This window comes from Cupriavidus sp. UYPR2.512, from assembly GCF_000379565.1.
GTDB lineage: Bacteria > Pseudomonadota > Gammaproteobacteria > Burkholderiales > Burkholderiaceae > Cupriavidus.
Map to the genome: position 1 here is coordinate 37848 of NZ_KB902854.1, position 16436 is coordinate 54283.

Below are 16436 nucleotides of genomic sequence, written 5' to 3' on the forward strand. Positions count from 1 at the left end.
GTTGTCTCCTTGGGATGGATTGTCACGTGTTGCCCTGCGTCGAAGGGCATGTCTCACTCCAGCTTGATGCCGCGAGCCTTGATCAGCTTGCCCCATTTGCCGATCTCCTGGTCGATGAAGGCGGAAAACGCGCTGCCCGGCTCTGGCTGCGGCTCAAGCCCCAGCCCCAGCAGCTTCTTGCGGATATCGGCATCGGCCAGCACGGCCGATGCCTCGCGGTTCAAGCGCTCGGAGACGGCGGGCGGCGTGCCGGCCGGCGCGACCAGGCCGAACCAGCCGTAGCCGACCATGCCCGGGTAACCCTGCTCGGCAAAGGTGGGCGCATCCGGATAGACCGGCGAACGCTGTTCCGAGGCCACTGCCAGCACGCGCAGCTTGCCGGCCTTGATAAAGGGCAGCGCCGAGGTGATGGCGGTCAGGGTGGCGTCCGCGCGGCCGGCCAGCAGTTCGGTATAGGCGGTGGCGTCGCCGCGGTAATGGACATTCAGCAGCTTGAACTTGCCGACCTGCCCGAACAGTTCGGCGGTCAGGTGCGGGCCGGAGCCTGCGCCCGGGGAGGCCAGCGTCACGCCATCCGGCTTGTCCCGGGCCATGCGCACGAAGTCGGACACGGTGCGGGCCGGCGAGCTGGCATTGACGATCAGGAAGACCGGGCCCAGCACGCGCGGTCCCACTGGCACGAAGTCCTTGCGGACGTCGTAGCGCTGAGCGATCCCTGCCGCGGTATTGATGGCGAAGGGCGCGGCGGCCCACAGCAGCGTGTAGCCGTCCGGCGCGGCATGGGCCACCTGCTCGGTGGCCAGGCGCGTGCCGGCGCCAGGTTTGTTCTCCACCACCACCTGTTGGCCAAGCTTGTGGCCAAGTGCCTCGGCAAGGATGCGGGCAGAGATGTCATTGGAGCCACCAGCGCCATATGGCGACACCAGCTTGACCGGCCGCGACGGATACGTTTGCGCCTGCGCGGGGCTGGCCAGGCACAGCATCGCCAGGCTGGCCGTCAGCACGGCCCGGGCGAAGATTGAGGTCCGATTCATGATGGTTCCTTCATGCGGCGGATGGGTGGATAGCGGAAGGTGCGTTCCAGGTGCGTGGGGCCGGGCACGTAGAGGCGCAACGCTACATAGAACGGCTCCGCGGGTGCCGGCAGCCAGTTGCCGGCCAGGGCGTTCTCCGAAGGGGGTTGCGCGCCCAGCACGATGCGCAGGCTGCCGTCGGGCGCCGAGCGCAGGGCCGGCGAGCGGTCGCCCAGCGAGTAGCGCTGCAGGGGGTTCTCGACCAGCATGCAGTCCGATTTACGGTAGATGGTCAGCGACCAGAATGCGCCCACTTGGGGTAGTCCTTGCCGGGGAAACACCAGTTCATACTGATGCGTGCCGTCCAGTGGCAAGCCGTCACCATCGCAATCGGCCATCAGGTACATGGCTTCCTCAACGCCTAGCGCACCGATGTAGTTGCGCGCCACTTCGGCACGCAGAGCGTAGTGAGTGCCGAACGAGGTGCGGATTTCCACCGGCAGGAACCAGCCGCCGCCCAGCGCGGAGGCCCTGGGCGCGGCCAGTTCCGCGTCGACCTGCGTCAGCGCGGTGGCCAGTGCCGCGCGCTGTGCCCCGGTCAGCGGCGCATTGCTGCCGATGCCGGCCGGGGCAAAGGTGCGGACCAGTTCCGCTTCGGCGGCGGGGGGCGGGTTCTCGCGCAGCATGCGGGTGACGACCGCGGCGTAGCGGTCGGGATCGGCTGGCCGCTCGCCGGCTTGCATGCCAGCATCGAATACGGTTGCTGCGCTGGTGCCGTCTGGCCGGCGCAGGCGGATTCCATCCTGCAGGGCATGTGCACCCGGCAAATCGGCTTCGCCACCGGCCAGGATGCGGCCGATGATCCAGACCGCGTTGGTGGGGCAGGGCAGCGGCGTTGCGCCGGCCGGCACCTCGCCCCGCCAGGCTGGCCCATGCAGCAGCCACGTGCCGCCTTGCGCGCCGGTGGTGCGGGTGCCGATATAGCCGAACGGGTTGGTATAGGCGTCGAGCAGGCCGAGCACGTAGTAGCGGCCGTGGCAGTCGGGCACGTCGAGCAGCAGCGGGCCGTTGGACAGGTCGAGCCACGCATTGGTGTAGAGCGTGTCGTGGTTCGGCGTGACGACCTGCCGGTGCTGCGGGCCGAGCAGCGCGCGCACATGCGTGACGGTGTTGATCCAGCGCAGTGTGGAATCGGGCCCGTCGCCGGCAAAGACCCCGGCGCCATCGCGCCGCGGGCAGGTGGCGGCGCGCATGCGCGCCATCTCGTACAGCGGCAGCGTGAAGCGCACCGCGGCGCACGCCAGCATGCCGAGTTGGTTGTCGTGAGGCTCCATGGCGCGCTCCATCAGGCAACGCGCCGCAAGGGCGGGATCACATAGTCGCCGGCCATGAAGCCATCGGTCGGGTGGTAGAGCCGCAGGATCAGGTAGAACGGGCCGTCCGGTGCCGGCAGCCAGTTGTCCCGCGCCTGTGTGGGGCGCTGGTGCGAGATGGTCAGCGTGAGGCCACCGTCGGCATCGTATTGCAGCCTGGGGCTGCGGTCGCCCAGCGCATAGCGCCCGATGGCGTTGTCGGTGAAGAAGCGGTCGGCGCCGTAAAGCGAGACCGACCAGAACGCCTGCGCCGGCGGCAGGTGTCCCGCGGGGAAGTGCAGGGCGTAGGCGTGGCGGCCGTGCAGCAGTTCGCCGTCGGCGTCATAGTCGGCAACGGCATAGACGGCCTCCTCGGCGCGCAGTGCGCCCAGCCCCTTCATCGCGGTGACCGCGCGCTGCATCCAGTCGTCGCCATAGCGGCCCAGCAGCAGGCTGTAGGTCCAGCTCTTGCGCGCATGGCTGCGGGTGTTGGCCTCGATCAGGGCCATGCCTTCGTGCCAGGCGCGGACCAGGCCCTGTTGCACCGCAGGCCGCAGTGTGCCCACATCGACGGCGTCGCCGGCGCGGATGCCGCATTTGCGCAGCAGCGACAGCAGGCCAGCCGCGGAAGGCTCGGCGGGATACTCGCGCAGGGCGTTGAAGATGTTGGCGAAGAAATCCAGCGCGGGCTCGCCGCCTTCCTGCCAGTCGCGCACGCAGGCGGGCTGCATCCTGGTGCCGCCGGACAGGCGGAAGCCGTTTTCGAAGGCGCTTGCCACCGGCAGGTCGTCGGCACCGGTCACCAGCACGCGGCCCAGCAGCCAGACCAGTGGCGTGGGGCAGCGCACCACGTGGTCGCCTTCGGCGTGCTGCCCGGGTCCGGCCAGCACGATGTCGGCGCCGGCCGCGGGCACGTTGCGCGGCCCCAGGTTCTCGAAGTTGTTGGTCCAGGCGTCGAGCAGCTCCACCACGTAGTAGCGGCTGGCGTCCGGCAGTGCCGGCACGTGCAGCGTGACCGGGCCGTCGGCCAGGTTGACCCAGGCGCAGAAGTAGAGCAGGTCGTTGGCCGGGGTGACGATGTCGCGGTCCCTGTGCGTCCACTGGTGCGTGCTGGCGGACAGCACGTTGACGGGGGCACGGCCGTAGCCCGTGGCCTGGGCTACGGAGGTCTGCAGCTGGCAGGTGCGCAGGCTTTCAAACAGCGGATAGGTGGCAAGCACCAGCGGCAGTGCCGCCGCGGCGGTGAGGGCTTCCTGGGGCGTGTCGATGGGTGCGCCGGCAAGAAAGGGCGCAGCGGGCTGGTTCATGGCGTTGTCTCCGGATGCGTGCGCCATAACGTTTTGTACGGCGCCGCGAATCTTGTCATTGGCGTGTCGGAGCATGTTGTCATAACATGTTATGACGAGTCAATGTTGTTATGATAAGTAGAAGCCCGCATCGGACATGCCGTGAACACCATCAATCTCGTGACAACAAGCTCCCAGCCTCGCTTCAGGCAGATCGAAGGCGCGCTGCGCCAGCGCATCGTCAATAACGAATGGACCCCGGGCATCAAGCTGCCGTCCGAGGCTGAGCTGATGGCTGAATTCGGCGTCAGCCGCATCACCGTGCGCCAGTCGCTGGCATCGCTGCTTGCCGAAGGGCTGATCGAGACGGTGCACGGCAAGGGCAGCTTTGTCAGCCGTCCGGCGGGGCAGGCGGACCTGGGGCCGTTGACCGGCTTTTTCGACTACATGCGCGCGCGCGGGCACGAAGCGCATGGCAAGCTGCTGTCGACGCGTCTGGTGGCGGCGCCGGCCATGGCCACCGATGCGCTGCGCCTGCCGCCGGGAACCAAGCTGCTGTGCGTGACCATGCTCAAGTCAGTGGCCGGCGTCCCGGTGGCGGTCGGCATGACGATGGCGCCAGAACCCCTGATGCGCGCGATCCTGGAGCACGACCTTGAACGCCACGATGCACTGATGATTGTGGAAGCCCGCCTGGGTTATCGCCTCAAGTACCTGCATACAGAGAGCGCAGCAATCCCCGCCAATGCCGAAACCGCGCGCCGCCTCAAGGTGGCGCCGGGCGAGCCACTGCTGCGCATCCGATTCACGCCGCATGACATCGACGAAAAGCCGCTGGCTTTCTCCGAATTCATGTTTCGTGGCGACAAGTTCACCTATAAGGCCTGCGTGCGGCGCTAGCGCCACCTGGCAGTGGCGCCAGGGGAACTTTTGTGCGGATGCCGTGGCCTGAACGGCATCGGCGCTGGCGTTAGAATGTGGCGCCCACTTCCGCCCCAGGAGTCCAAGATGCTTGCGCCGCTTTTTCCGCGTTCCCTGTCCACCGCGCTGGTGATGGCGTTGTCTGTCGCGTGCGCGTCGGCGGCGCTGGCTGCCGGGCAGGACGACGCACCAAAGCCGCGCGGCAAGGACGAGGCCCCGGAGGCCCCGCTCGCCTGCAAGAAGGCGGTCAAGGCAGCGCTCCCCAATCCCGCCAGCTTCAAATGGGTCGGCGGCAAGACCCGCAAGGTGGCCGAAGACGCCTACAGCGTGGTGGCCGACGTCGAATACCTGGCGCAGGACGGCGCTGTGCGCAAGGCCAAGGTCCAGTGCGACGTGCTGCGCGCCCCGGGCAACCAGTTCGTGGTGCCCAAGGTCAGGCTGCCGCAAAATTAGTGTCCTGTTCCGCAAATACCTTGCCATGAAATCGCCCAGTTGGCCGCCATGCGTCGTTGCCATAGCTACGGCTATGGCGCCTCCTCGCGACTAGCCTGACGACCAACTGGACGATTTCATTTTGGCTAAATCACAGGCGAAAGTGGACGCTGTCCATTTCATTTGCTAGGCTATGTGTACGGCATCCACAAATGCCTGTGGCTGCCGCCCAAGGAGACCGCGAATGAAGACCGAAGCGCAGAAGGAGCACCGCTGGCTGCAACGGCTGGTGGGCGACTGGATCGCCGAAGGCGAGGCATCGATGGGACCGGACCAGCCGGTGCAGAAGTGGGAGATCCCCGAGCGCGTGAGCAGCGTCGGCGAGGTCTGGGTCCAGTGCGTGACGCAGGGCGACATGCCCGGCTGCGGCCCGTCCACCACGGTCATGACGCTGGGCTACGACCCCGCCCGCAAGCATTTCGTGGGGACCTTCATCGGCTCGATGATGACCCACCTGTGGATCTATGAAGGCGACCTCGAGGCGGGCGGCCAGCAGCTGACGCTGCGTGCCGAGGGGCCGGATTGCTCCGGCAATGGCCGCATGGCCCAGTACCGCGACGTGATCGCCTTCACGGACGACGACCACCGCACGCTGACGTCCTTTATGCTGGGCGAGAACGGCGAGTGGACCCAGTTCATGAATGCCAGCTATCGCCGCCAGCGCTAGGGCTGGCGGCGCAGTGCCGCCGGCCGTGCCAGCCGGCCGCGGGGGCCGGGCGGATCGTCGTGGCGGCGCGCGGCGCCGCCCTCGGCATGGCGCCGGCGCCGGCGGCGCAGCACCAGCAGCAGCGACGCCGGCACCACCAGCACCAGTGCCAGCAAGGCGAACGTGACCAGGCCCGGATCGCGCGCCGCGGCGGCGACGCGGTTCACCAGGCAGGCAGCGACCACAATGCCGGGCAGCATGCCCAGCGCGGTGCCGACCAGGCAGTCGCGCAGGCTGATGCGCGATGCACCGATCACCAGGTTGACCAGCGCGAACGGTGCAATCGGCACCAGCCGCAGCACCACCATTGCCACCACCCCGTGCTTGCCCAACTGGTGGCTGACCCGGTTCAGCCGCCTGCCGCCAAAGCGGCGCACGGCATTGCGCCCCAGCAACCGGCCGGCCAGGTAGCCCGCGCCGGTGCTCAACACGGTGCCGCACAGCGCCAGCGCGGCGCCGTAGAGCGGGCCGAATATGACCACGGTCACCAGGATCAGCACCGTCACCGGCAGCATCGTCACCGCGCCGGCCAGGTAGACGCCCATCATCGCCAGCGGTGCCAGTGGCATCTCGTCCAACTGCTCGATCACGCCGAGCAGCGTGCGGAAGTCCGCCCATTCGCGCAGCGGCGTATGGCGCCAGGCAAATGCCAGTCCTGCCAGCAGCAGCGCCAGCGCCACCATCATCCCGACGCGCCCGAGCACGCGCGGGCGTGCCTCATGGCTGACGAACTCGGCCAGCACCTGGTCGCTGTCGATCGGCTCGATCGGATCCAGCAGGTTGGCCGCCGGCGCGGCGGCATCGACATCGTCCGGCAACGGCGGCTCGTAAGCTTCCAGAGAGCGCCCGTCCGCGCGCTGCAGTTTGCGGATGGCAGCAAGCACGCTGCGGGTGGCGGCGACCTCGGCCTGGAAGGTTTCGGGTGTCACATCCAGGTGCTCGCCCAGCAGCCGTGCGCGCATGGCGGCAATGGCCGCCTGCACGCGCGGGTCGCCGCTCGACACCACGACGATATTGCACTCGGTATCCAGCCCCAGCGAGCGGTTGCTGAGGTTGGATGAACCGATGGTGATGAAGTCGTCGTCGATCACCGTGACCTTGCTATGCACGTTGACGCATTCGGGGACCAGGCCTGGAATCGACGGGCAGTACAGGCAGAAGCGTTCCTGCGTGTCGGCTGCGCGCAGGCGGCGGTACAGGCGCGCGCGCAGCACGCCCATGCTGTGCGCTTCCAGCCAGCCGCTCTCGTTGCGTCGCGATACCAGCACGATATCGGGGCCGTCCTCGTGCCCCAGCCGTGCCTCCAGTGCCTTGGCGATCTCGTGCGAGCTGAAGTACTGGTTCTCCATGTAGATGCTGTGCCGGGCCGAGGCAATGGCATCGCGCAGCAGCATGCGGATCTCGCTGACACCGGGCTCGTCCTCGCACATGGGCATGGTGCGGGCGATGGCGACGCGCACGTCGGTCAGCTCCGGCGCCAGGCCTGGCGGCCACGGGTCTGACGAGGTGGCCGCAACCGGGCGCGGCTGGCTGCCGCTGGCGCGCAGCCAGCGCGCCGCGCACAGGGTGCCCAGCGCCGCCGCGGCGGCGCCGTCGAGCGCGCACTGCACGTCATGGAAGGGCGGGTAGGGCTTGCCTTCGGCCATGCGAAGCGGCGCGCGGGGGGCATGGCGGCTGTCGTCCCAGCGGCGCAGCGTCAGGTCCAGCCCGCCGACAAAGGCGAGCTTGTTGTCGATCACCACCACCTTCTGGTGGTGCGAGGCGCCGGGGGGATGGTTGCCGTCAAGCCGGAACGACAGGTGCCGGTGCGCCTGCCAGTGCGCGCTGGCCGACGGCAGCCACTCGCGCTCCATCGCCATTACCATGGAGTAGTCCCAGCTCAGGATATAGATGCGCAGCTCGGGGCGCTGGTCCGCCAGCGCGCACAGGAAGTCGCGCAGGCGCGCCGGCAGGCCGTCCTGCGCGCCCTGCGGCATCAGTTCCATGCGGCTGTCGATATCCCAGCCGAGGATGAAGATGGTGTGTTCGGCGCGCGGCAGCGCTTCGCGCAGCGCGCGGTAGTAGGCGTCGGCGTCGACCAGCATGGCAAAGCGCTGGCAGGGCTCGACGCGCCAGCAGTTGCGCCCCGGCTCCAGCGTCAAGCCGGCCGGCGCCTGGAAATCATGCGGGCCAGGTGCGGGGGGCGCTGTGGTGCCGGGCGGGTTGTGTTGCCTCATGTCGCACGCTTCGGGGAGATTCAGCCAGAAGTGTCGCGCAACTTCCGTACCGGCGCGGCAAGTGGGCTGACCCAGGCGTGCAGGTGGCGCCCCAGGGGTAAGGGCAAGCCTTGGGCGGATCAGGCGCGTGTGCGCTTTACCTGCCTTTGTAAGAACAGCATGCCGGCGAGGGCGGGGCCCGAAGACCCGGCGTGCGGAAGACGCTATGAAATATGGCCGCGCCGCAGCGCGGCGGGGCGGGCAATGCCCCAGACATCCAGCAGCGGCTCAAAATGCGGCTTGCTTTCGCGCGGTGCCGGCGCCACGCGCCGCGGCGGCGGCAAGGGCCGGCCGGTCAGCACTAGCGGGGTATCGGCCTCTGCCGGCGATTCAGGCTCGCCGGCGTAGGCCACCACGCCCATCTGGCGGGCGGACTTCAGCGCGCGCGTCAGTTCCGCGGCGTTCAGGCGGCTGGCGGCGGCAAGCTGGTGCCGGGGCATGGGCCCCTTGGCACGCAGGCTGGAAATCAACGCCATCACGCATTCCCGGGTGGTTCGATTCATTTCGCTGCGTCAGGAAAAGGGTTGCAGCGGTGGGCTCGCCAATCGAGCCTGCCGCGTACGGTACCCATTCTTTCGCAGGGGTCATATCCTTGCCAACCGGATATGACACTTGTTCACATTTCCGAGCGCAGAGAGGAATCGTCCTTAAGCTAATGTCGCGTTTCCGGGTTGCCGGCCGGAAATCTGCGATCCGCGCCGTCGCACGGGGTCAGCATCGTGCCATGCCGGCGCCACTTGCGCGCGTGCCTGGCATGAACGTCTTCGGCAAGCTGGTGCAGTTCGGCAACCCTGGCGTCGATCGGGTCGGGATAGATGTCCAGCGGGCGGTACCTGAGGAACAGGCGCATGGGGGTCTCGGTTGGTTCTGGAAAATGGCGTGCTGCCTTGATTCCAGTATCGGTGACGGACCCATGGCTTTCCAAATGGACTGTTGCAGCCCGCGTTGGTTGCGGGCCCGGGGATGCAGGGGGCGGGGCCGGCCGTTGACGGTGGCCGGGGTGCTCAGTAGCCGATGCGGGCGGTGCCGCGTGCATCGCGGCAATAGATCTTGCGCTCGCGCACCAGGCCGTCGCGGCCGTGGATACACAACGGCAGGCCATCCTCGCGCGCGCGCGTCCAGCCGGCCGCAATCGCGGCTTCCTGGGTCGTGAAATGCAGCGCGGTGTCGTCGCCACCGTGCTCCAGGCCTTCGATGGTGAGTGCCCATCCGCCGTCGCCGGCGAATTCGGTGTTGTCGGTTGCGGCGGGAAGCACGTGGATGCTGCGTGACGTCATGGTGTTCTCCGGATGGCTTGCGCTGACTTGTGATTTTTAAGCGATGGCGACGCCGCAGGGTATCCGTCGCTGTCCTACAAGCGCGCACGCGGTGATGGCCTGTCGCGCCGTCGGCTGACATCCCGGTAGGACGAAAGCCGACTTTTCGCGCTGCGGTGCGTTGCTACGATCCAATTGCCGGTCGGGCAAGCGGCTGCCCGGTCAAGCCATTCCGATCCACTCCATCCTGGCGGCACATGCCGCATCCACACGAAGCAAGGAGATCGTCATGAGAAAGCTATTTGCACTGTTTGCCCTCGCTGGCGTGCTGCTGGTCACGGGTTGCAACACCATGGCCGGTGCAGGCAAGGATATCGAGCGCGGCGGCGAGAAGGTGCAGGGCGCGGCGGAAAGCACCAAGCAGAAGATGTAGGTCCCGCTGCCTGCCGCCCTGGCATTGCGGCGGCCCGCGCCTGGTGACGCGGGCCGTTGTCGTTGCCACGGCGTGCCGGCACCCTAGGGGCGCTTGCCTGCAATCACCAGCGCGATGCCGCCCAGCACCGCGGCCGCACTCAATCCCAGGCGCAGGCTCAGGGCTTCACCGAGCAGCGCGATGCCGCCTGCCGCCGTAATGACCGGCACGCTCAGTTGCACGGTGGCGGCGGTGGCGGCCTTCAGCCGCGGCACCACGGCATACCAGATGACATAACCCAGCCCGGATGTGATGGCACCGGACGACAGCGCATAGGCCAGTCCCGCGCCGTCCAGTGATCGCTGCGCCTGCATCACCGCGCCCAGCGCCAGCGCCATCGGCACCGCGCGCAGGAAATTGCCCGCGGTGGTAGAAGCCGGATCCGCGGCGCGCCTGCCGCGCAGAGAATAAACGCCCCACGCGATGCCGGCCGCGATCATCAGCAGCGAGGACAGCAGCGGCGGCGTGGCCAGCCCCGGCAGCAACAGCCACACCAGCCCGGCCAGCGCCAGTGCCAGGCCGATCCATTGCTGCACGCGCATGGGCTCGCCGGCATAGAGGCCATAGCCGGTCATGGTGGCCTGCACCGCCCCGAACAGCAGCAGCGCGCCGGTCCCCGCGGTGAGGCGCACATAGGCGAAGGAAAAGGCCGCGGCATAGCAGAACAGCGCCAGCGCGGAGATCCAGTTGCCTTCCACCGGCGGCAACCGCTGCGCCACGAACGTGCGCACCAACTGGTGCCGTGCCACGACGATGACCCACAGCACCAGCGCTGCCGCGGCGACGCGGGCCAGCGTAAAGCTGGCCGCGTCGATGGTGGTGCCCTTCAGCGCGAGCCGGCACAGCAGTGAATTGCCGGCAAAGGCGAGCATCGCCAGTGCGGTCAGTACCACGGTGTTCGCGCGCGGCATGCGGCAGGGCGGCGGTGGCAGCTGCGTGGTTCAGGCTGCGGGCGGCTCGTCGCCGATGGCGAACGAAGACAGGTGCTCTATCGCCCTGACCAGCCCGGAATGGTCCCACCCAGCGCCGCCCAGCCCGCTGCAGACATTGAACAGCTGCTGGCACGACGCCGTGTGGGGCAGGCCCACGCCGAGCTGGCGCGCGGTGGACAGCGCCAGGTCCAGGTCCTTCTGGTGCAGCGCGATGCGAAAGCCCGGGTCGAAGGTGCGCTTGATCATGCGTTCACCATGCACTTCCAGGATGCGCGAGCCGGCAAAGCCGCCCATCAGCGCCTCACGCACGCGCGCGGGGTCGGCGCCGGCGCGGGCGGCCAGCACCAGCGCTTCGCTGACCGCCTCGATGGTCAGCGCCACGATCACCTGGTTGGCCACCTTGGCCACCTGGCCGTCGCCGGCCTGGCCCACGCGCGTGATGTTCTTGCCCATCAGCTGCAGGATCGGCAGCACACGGTCGAACACTTCCTGCTTGCCGCCGGCCATGATCGACAGCGTGCCCGCCTTGGCCCCGACCTCGCCGCCGGAGACCGGCGCATCGATATAGTCGGCGCCGAGCGCCTCGATGCAGCGCGCGAACTCGCGCGTGGCGATCGGCGAGATCGAGCTCATGTCGATCACGGTGACGCCGCCTGCCGTGTCGGCAAGGCCGTCGGCGACCCCCTTCTCGCCAAACAGCACCCGCTCCACGTCGGGCGTGTCAGGCAGCATCAGGATAATGGTTTCCGACTGCTTCGCCACCTCCTCGGCGCTGGCGCAGGCATTCACGCCGGCGTCCTGCAGATCCTGCGGCACGCCGCTGCGCGTATGGGCGAACACGGTATGCCCGCCGTCGACAAGGTGCTGCACCATGGGCTTGCCCATCACGCCAAGTCCGATAAAGCCGATCTTGCTCATGTCAGTGTCCGGTAGTGGTCAGGCGCCAGGCCGGCCGTGCGTCGCGCACGACGCCGGGTTCATCTCTGATGATAGTCAGTCGCACGCAAGCGCAGACAGCGGCCCCGGCGCAGGATGCGTGCTGGCGCGCGCGGCCGCCACCCGCGCGGCGGCATCGTCCAGCTGCGCCAGCGTGCCGGGGTCGACCGGGACATGGGTGGCGCGGGCGGCGCGCCAGGCCCGTTCGGGCTCGCCCGGCAGGCGGATGCCATCCTGCCCGGGCTGCAGCCGCGAGGCCTTCATCCACTCGGCGAATGCCGCTACCTCATGCCCGAACGACGTGCTGGTGCCCAGGCGCGCGGGATCGAACACGATCGCCAGCATGTTGTTCCAGACCGCGTGCTCATGCCGCAGCGTTTCCGGGCGGATGGTGTGGCCGCCGGTGACCGCGGCACCCAGCAACTCGCACATTACGGCGAGCACATGGCCCTTGTGCTCGCCAAACGGCCGCAGCGCGCCTTGCGGCGCGCCGCCGGCGGGGTACATCACGGCAGGATCGGCGGTGGGCTCGCCGTGCGCGTCCAGCAGGCAGCCGGGCGCCACCGGCACGCCCTTGTTGTGGGCTACGCGCACCTTGCCCAGCGCAATCGCGCTGGTGGCGAAGTCCAGCACCAGCGGCGGCTCGCCCGCCACCGGCACGCCGATGGTGAACGGGTTGGTGCCGTAGCGCGCATCGTAGCCGCCGTGCGGCGCTACGATGGGCTTGGACAGCACGTTGACGAAGTGGATCGAGATCATGCCGGCGGCAGTGGCCTGCTCGGCCCAGTGGCTCACGCGGCCCAGGTGGTGCGACTGCCGCAGGCCCATCACGCAGACGCCATGCTCGCGCGCGCGGCCGATGGCCATGTCCATGGCCTGCGCCGTCACCGCCTGGCCCATGCCGCGGTTGCCGTCCAGGCTCAGCATGCTGCCGGCATCGTGCAGCACGCTGGCCTGCTGGTTCAGTTGCAGCTCGTCGGCCTGCCAGGCCAGCACATAGCGCGGGATCATGCCGACGCCGTGCGAGTCATGCCCGCTCAGGTTGGCGCCGACCAGGTGGTCGGCAGTCAGGCGCGCCTCTTGCGCGCTGCTGCCCGCGGCAAGCCAGAGATCGGCCACCCACTGGTGCAGGGCGGCAGTAGGAATGCGGTGTTCGCTCATGTCGGCCTTGGCTAGGGATAAAAAAAGCCCCGTGCCGTGTGACGGCAACGGAGCTTCATGATACGGCCGGCGCGAACCCGGTGGTGCTGGCGTGGCCGGTGATCGGCCACTGCTTACTGGCGCAGCGCAGCTTCGGCAGGAGACTGGCCAAGGATTTCGCGGATACGGGCCAGGTAGGTATCGCCCACTGCGCGGTGCATGCGCGCCGCTTCGGCCGCGAACTGGCGCCGGCTGGGCGGGCGGATGCCCAGGCCGCGGCAGATCGTTGACAGGTAAGGCTTGCGCTGGCCGCCCAGGCGCAGCGCCGCGGTCTGCAGCGCGGCATCGCCGATGCGCCCGCGCAGCCAGGCCAGCACCTGGCGGTCATAATCGTTTTGCACACGGATCAGGTGTTCCATGGACGGGACTCCTACTGTTCATCCATACAGTTACTGTAAATATATACAGTATCCGACGGGATGCAAGGAGTTTGATGCCACTGTCCAGGAACACTTTGGCCGCGTGACCAAGTCGACTACAAGCCACCCATGGCGTTCACGGTGAAGGCCAGAATCCCCTTGTTGAACAGAAACGCGGCCACGCAGTGACCCCAGGACGCCGGCCCAGTGCGATGTCTCGGGGGCGCGCGATCAGCGTCCCGATCGCAACCAGGATCACCATCGAGAGCAGCACGGTGATCGTGAGCAGTGCCACGCGGTTGGCATCGTTGTCTTGCGCCGTGCGCCGCATGGCCGCAGGATCTGCGCGCACCAGCGGCAGCGCGGCGGCAAGAAAGACCAAGGCCGCGAGATCGAAGCCGATCAGCAGGGCGATGCGTGGCTCCGCGCCGAGCGCGCCTGCGGTAATGGTCGCGACGAGCAATATGGCCCGCACAGCAGAAAGCGTGCCGGTGCCATGCGCTTGCCGATAGCGAAGCGGGCGGGTCTGTTCATGGGGCATTCATCCGGATGACCCTTCATCAGGAAAGGACGCTGGTCATCCGTGAATGTCCGTGCCGTCGCGCGGTTTGTTACGCTGCATGCGCCTTTCATTTGACGGCATCGAGGCTGATAATGGCCCTGTGCCATGACCGGCAAGGAGAGACGCCATGACCAAACGCTCTTCCTCCACGGATGAACCCGATCTCGCCCAGGGCGTGCCGCTTGCTGATATCGCTGAAGGCGGCATGTTGACGGGCCAGGTTGGCGGCAAACCGGTCTTGCTCGTGCGACGGGGCGATGCGTTGTATGCCATTGGTGCGACCTGTACCCACTATGGCGCGCCTCTGGCGGACGGCCTGCTGGTCGGCGACACGATCCGATGTCCATGGCATCACGCCTGCTTCAGTCTTCGTACCGGCGAGGTCCTGGGGCCGCCCGCCCAGGATCATCTGAAATGCTGGCGCGTGGAACAGCAAGATGGGAAGGCGTTCGTCCGAGAAGCGCTGCCGGCGGTGCGGCCACCGAGACTTGCCTCGGCCCAACTCCCTGAATCCGTGGTGATCATCGGCGGCGGCGCGGCCGGGACTGCCGCGGTCGAAACCCTGCGGCGGGAAGGCTATGGCGGCCCTGTCACGCTGTTGAGCGCCGATCGCTCATTGCCGTACGATCGGCCGAATCTGTCGAAAGACTACCTCGCCGGGACGGCAAAAGCGGACTGGCTCCCAATGCGGCCACCGACGTTCTACGCGGATCACGACATCGACGTGCGATCCGACAACCGTGTCGTCAAGCTCAGCCCAGCGCAAAAATCCGTCACGCTCTTGGATGGCAGCAGCGTGGGTTACGGCGCGCTTCTGCTTGCCGTCGGTGCCGTGCCGATACGGCTCGACGTTCCTGGCGCAACCTTGCCGCACGTGAGCGTGCTCCGTACGCTGGCCGACTGCGACGCCTTGATCGCGCGTCTTGGCACGGCACGCCGATGCGTCGTGGTGGGCGCAAGCTTTATCGGGATGGAAGTCGCGGCAGCGCTACGAACGCGAGGACTTGAAGTGCATGTTGTCGCGCCCGAAGCGCTTCCGATGGAACGGGTCCTGGGTGCGGCGCTCGGCGACATGATCAAGGCGCTTCATGAATCGCATGGGGTAACGTTCCATCTTGAGGCCACGGTGGCAGCGATTGAACCGGATCGGGTGAAATTGTCGACCGGCGCGGAGCTGGCGGCCGATCTGGTCGTGACCGGGATTGGCGTTCGCCCCGACGTGGCCTTGGCGCAGGACGCCGGTCTTGCGCTGGACAAGGGCGTGGCGGTCGATGAATTTCTTCAGACGAGCGAACCTGGCATCTATGCCGCGGGCGATATTGCGCGCTGGCCCGACCCGAGAACGGGCAAGCGCATCCGCGTCGAACACTGGGTGGTCGCTGAGCGCCAGGGCGTGGCGGCAGCGCGAAATATCCTTGGGCAGCAGCAACGCTTTGCGGCAGTGCCATTCTTCTGGAGCCAGCACTATGATGTGGCCATCAATTACGTAGGCCATGCGGAGCAATGGGATCGCCTTGATGTCGACGGCGATCCCGCCGCGCATGACTGTACGGTGACCTATTGGAGCAAGGACAAGCGGCTTGCGGTCGCCACAGTCGGGCGCGACCTGGCGAGTCTTCGGGCGGAGGTCGCGTTCGAGCAGGAGGCGACAGGATCCGGGGCGTGACCGGCAACTTAGCGAGCTTCAGCCGACCCGGCGAAGCGCGGCGCGAGATCTGGCGTGGCAGCAGGGGCTTCGCGATCGGCAAGCCCTTCAAGCAGGTCGGCCGACGGGACAAAGAACAGGCTGCCGGTGACTGCCTTGCTGAAGTCGAGCAGCCGGTCGTAATTGCCGGGCGGCAATCCGACGAACATGTTCTCGAGCATCTTCTCGATCGGCGCGGGCGAACGGGCGTAGCCGATGAAGTAGGTGCCGAACTCGCCCGCGCCCGGGCGCCCGAACGGCATGTTGTCACGCAGGATCTTCACTTCCTGCCCGTTCTCGACCAGCGTCGTCAGAGAGCTGTGCGATGACGAGGGCTTGACCTCCGCGTCCAGTTCGATGTCGGACAGCTTCTTGCGCCCGATGATCAGTTCTTGTGTCTCCACGGGAAGGGCATTCCACCGCGCCATATTGTGCAGATACTTCTGCACGATGACGTAGCTGCCGCCGGCAAACTCGTCATCTTCCTCGCCGATCACCGTGAAATCGATGGCCTCGCGTCCGGCCGGATTCTCCGTGCCATCGACAAAGCCGATCATCGCCCGCATGTCGAAGTTGCGAAAGCCGTGCACCTCGTCGACAACCTGGATCGCAGCGCCAAGCTTGCCGAGCAGTTGCGTGGCAAGCTCGAAGCAGAGGTCCATCGACTCGGCGCGGATGTGCAGCAGGAGGTCACCCGGCGTGGCGATGGCGAAGCGATCACCGGTGCCGAACTCGCGGAACGGATGCAGCGCCGCGGGACGGGGCTTGCCGAACAGCCTGTCCCACGCGTCGGAGCCGAAGCCGCAGACACAGGACAGCTTGCCTGACGGCACGCGATGGCCGACCGCGCGCACGACGGCGGCAACGTCGGCACACCACGCGCGGACGGAGTCGGCGTGGTCGTCGCCGTCGCTGAGCGTTGCAACGATGAATATCGCGCTGCGGGTGACTGTGCCGGAAACGGCTTGCGGTTCGGGGGCATTTGCAGGCATCGTGCTCTTCATGTTGGT

At 67.6% G+C, this 16436-nt stretch carries 18 protein-coding genes; 5 read left to right on the forward strand and 13 right to left on the reverse strand.

Annotation, left to right across the window (positions count from 1 at the left end; all coding sequences use genetic code 11):
- Positions 1-53: 53 nt before the first annotated feature.
- Genes A3A5_RS0104890 through A3A5_RS0104900 form a run of 3 tightly spaced genes read right to left on the reverse strand, consistent with a single transcriptional unit; the run spans position 54 to position 3672 of the window.
- Entirely contained in the window at positions 54-1034 is a 981-nt protein-coding gene (locus A3A5_RS0104890; protein WP_018309502.1) for a tripartite tricarboxylate transporter substrate binding protein, read from the reverse strand.
- Positions 1031-2347, reverse strand: a complete 1317-nt coding sequence (locus A3A5_RS0104895) for a DUF1254 domain-containing protein (protein ID WP_026200466.1) — start codon at positions 2345-2347, stop codon at positions 1031-1033. The genes A3A5_RS0104890 and A3A5_RS0104895 overlap by 4 nt, the downstream gene beginning before the upstream one ends.
- Before the next feature lie 11 nt (positions 2348-2358).
- Complete coding sequence (locus tag A3A5_RS0104900; RefSeq protein WP_018309504.1) at positions 2359-3672, reverse strand: DUF1254 domain-containing protein; 1314 nt, start codon at positions 3670-3672, stop codon at positions 2359-2361.
- A 141-nt stretch (positions 3673-3813) separates the two neighbouring features.
- On the opposite strand from A3A5_RS0104900, the gene A3A5_RS0104905 reads away from it, so the two are divergent.
- The 3 genes from A3A5_RS0104905 (at position 3814) to A3A5_RS0104915 (ending at position 5731) form a co-directional block, all read left to right on the forward strand.
- Positions 3814-4551 (forward strand): GntR family transcriptional regulator, encoded by a 738-nt coding sequence (locus A3A5_RS0104905; protein WP_018309505.1) that lies wholly within the window; start codon positions 3814-3816, stop codon positions 4549-4551.
- A gap of 108 nt (positions 4552-4659) precedes the next feature.
- Positions 4660-5025, forward strand: a complete 366-nt coding sequence (locus A3A5_RS0104910; RefSeq protein ID WP_018309506.1) for a DUF2880 domain-containing protein — start codon at positions 4660-4662, stop codon at positions 5023-5025.
- A 223-nt stretch (positions 5026-5248) separates the two neighbouring features.
- Positions 5249-5731 (forward strand): DUF1579 domain-containing protein, encoded by a 483-nt coding sequence (locus A3A5_RS0104915; protein WP_018309507.1) that lies wholly within the window; start codon positions 5249-5251, stop codon positions 5729-5731.
- Here A3A5_RS0104915 and A3A5_RS0104920 read toward each other — a convergent pair.
- The 4 genes from A3A5_RS0104920 to A3A5_RS0104935 all read right to left on the reverse strand — a co-directional run bounded on the left by A3A5_RS0104920 (position 5728) and on the right by A3A5_RS0104935 (position 9302).
- Positions 5728-7986: a VTT domain-containing protein gene (locus A3A5_RS0104920; RefSeq protein WP_018309508.1), complete on the reverse strand. Its 2259-nt coding sequence runs from the start codon at positions 7984-7986 to the stop codon at positions 5728-5730. The two genes, A3A5_RS0104915 and A3A5_RS0104920, sit on opposite strands and share 4 nt — an antisense overlap.
- Positions 7987-8189: 203 nt before the next feature.
- Complete coding sequence (locus A3A5_RS0104925) at positions 8190-8528, reverse strand: hypothetical protein (protein ID WP_232431264.1); 339 nt, start codon at positions 8526-8528, stop codon at positions 8190-8192.
- Between the two features lie 149 nt (positions 8529-8677).
- Positions 8678-8875: a hypothetical protein gene (locus A3A5_RS0104930; RefSeq protein WP_018309510.1), complete on the reverse strand. Its 198-nt coding sequence runs from the start codon at positions 8873-8875 to the stop codon at positions 8678-8680.
- A gap of 154 nt (positions 8876-9029) precedes the next feature.
- Positions 9030-9302, reverse strand: a complete 273-nt coding sequence (locus tag A3A5_RS0104935) for a DUF2188 domain-containing protein (protein WP_018309511.1) — start codon at positions 9300-9302, stop codon at positions 9030-9032.
- A gap of 268 nt (positions 9303-9570) precedes the next feature.
- On the opposite strand from A3A5_RS0104935, the gene A3A5_RS0104940 reads away from it, so the two are divergent.
- Complete coding sequence (locus tag A3A5_RS0104940) at positions 9571-9714, forward strand: entericidin A/B family lipoprotein (RefSeq protein WP_018309512.1); 144 nt, start codon at positions 9571-9573, stop codon at positions 9712-9714.
- Between the two features lie 83 nt (positions 9715-9797).
- On the opposite strand, the gene A3A5_RS0104945 is transcribed toward A3A5_RS0104940, so the two are convergent.
- The 5 genes from A3A5_RS0104945 to A3A5_RS37625 all read right to left on the reverse strand — a co-directional run bounded on the left by A3A5_RS0104945 (position 9798) and on the right by A3A5_RS37625 (position 13721).
- Positions 9798-10664 (reverse strand): DMT family transporter, encoded by an 867-nt coding sequence (locus tag A3A5_RS0104945; RefSeq protein WP_018309513.1) that lies wholly within the window; start codon positions 10662-10664, stop codon positions 9798-9800.
- Between the two features lie 30 nt (positions 10665-10694).
- Entirely contained in the window at positions 10695-11603 is a 909-nt protein-coding gene (locus tag A3A5_RS0104950) for a 2-hydroxy-3-oxopropionate reductase (protein WP_018309514.1), read from the reverse strand.
- Positions 11604-11678: 75 nt separating this feature from the next.
- Positions 11679-12782, reverse strand: coding sequence for a malate/lactate/ureidoglycolate dehydrogenase (locus tag A3A5_RS0104955; RefSeq protein ID WP_018309515.1), 1104 nt, complete (start codon positions 12780-12782; stop codon positions 11679-11681).
- Between the two features lie 113 nt (positions 12783-12895).
- Positions 12896-13180 (reverse strand): hypothetical protein, encoded by a 285-nt coding sequence (locus A3A5_RS0104960; RefSeq protein ID WP_018309516.1) that lies wholly within the window; start codon positions 13178-13180, stop codon positions 12896-12898.
- A gap of 136 nt (positions 13181-13316) precedes the next feature.
- Positions 13317-13721, reverse strand: coding sequence for a DUF1345 domain-containing protein (locus A3A5_RS37625; RefSeq protein WP_232431265.1), 405 nt, complete (start codon positions 13719-13721; stop codon positions 13317-13319).
- A gap of 148 nt (positions 13722-13869) precedes the next feature.
- Between A3A5_RS37625 and A3A5_RS0104970 the strand changes: the two genes are divergently transcribed.
- Positions 13870-15408 (forward strand): apoptosis inducing factor family protein, encoded by a 1539-nt coding sequence (locus A3A5_RS0104970; protein WP_018309517.1) that lies wholly within the window; start codon positions 13870-13872, stop codon positions 15406-15408.
- Between the two features lie 8 nt (positions 15409-15416).
- Here A3A5_RS0104970 and A3A5_RS0104975 read toward each other — a convergent pair whose 3' ends face one another.
- Positions 15417-16418: a Dyp-type peroxidase gene (locus tag A3A5_RS0104975; protein WP_051108482.1), complete on the reverse strand. Its 1002-nt coding sequence runs from the start codon at positions 16416-16418 to the stop codon at positions 15417-15419.
- Between the last annotated feature and the right edge of the window lie 18 nt (positions 16419-16436).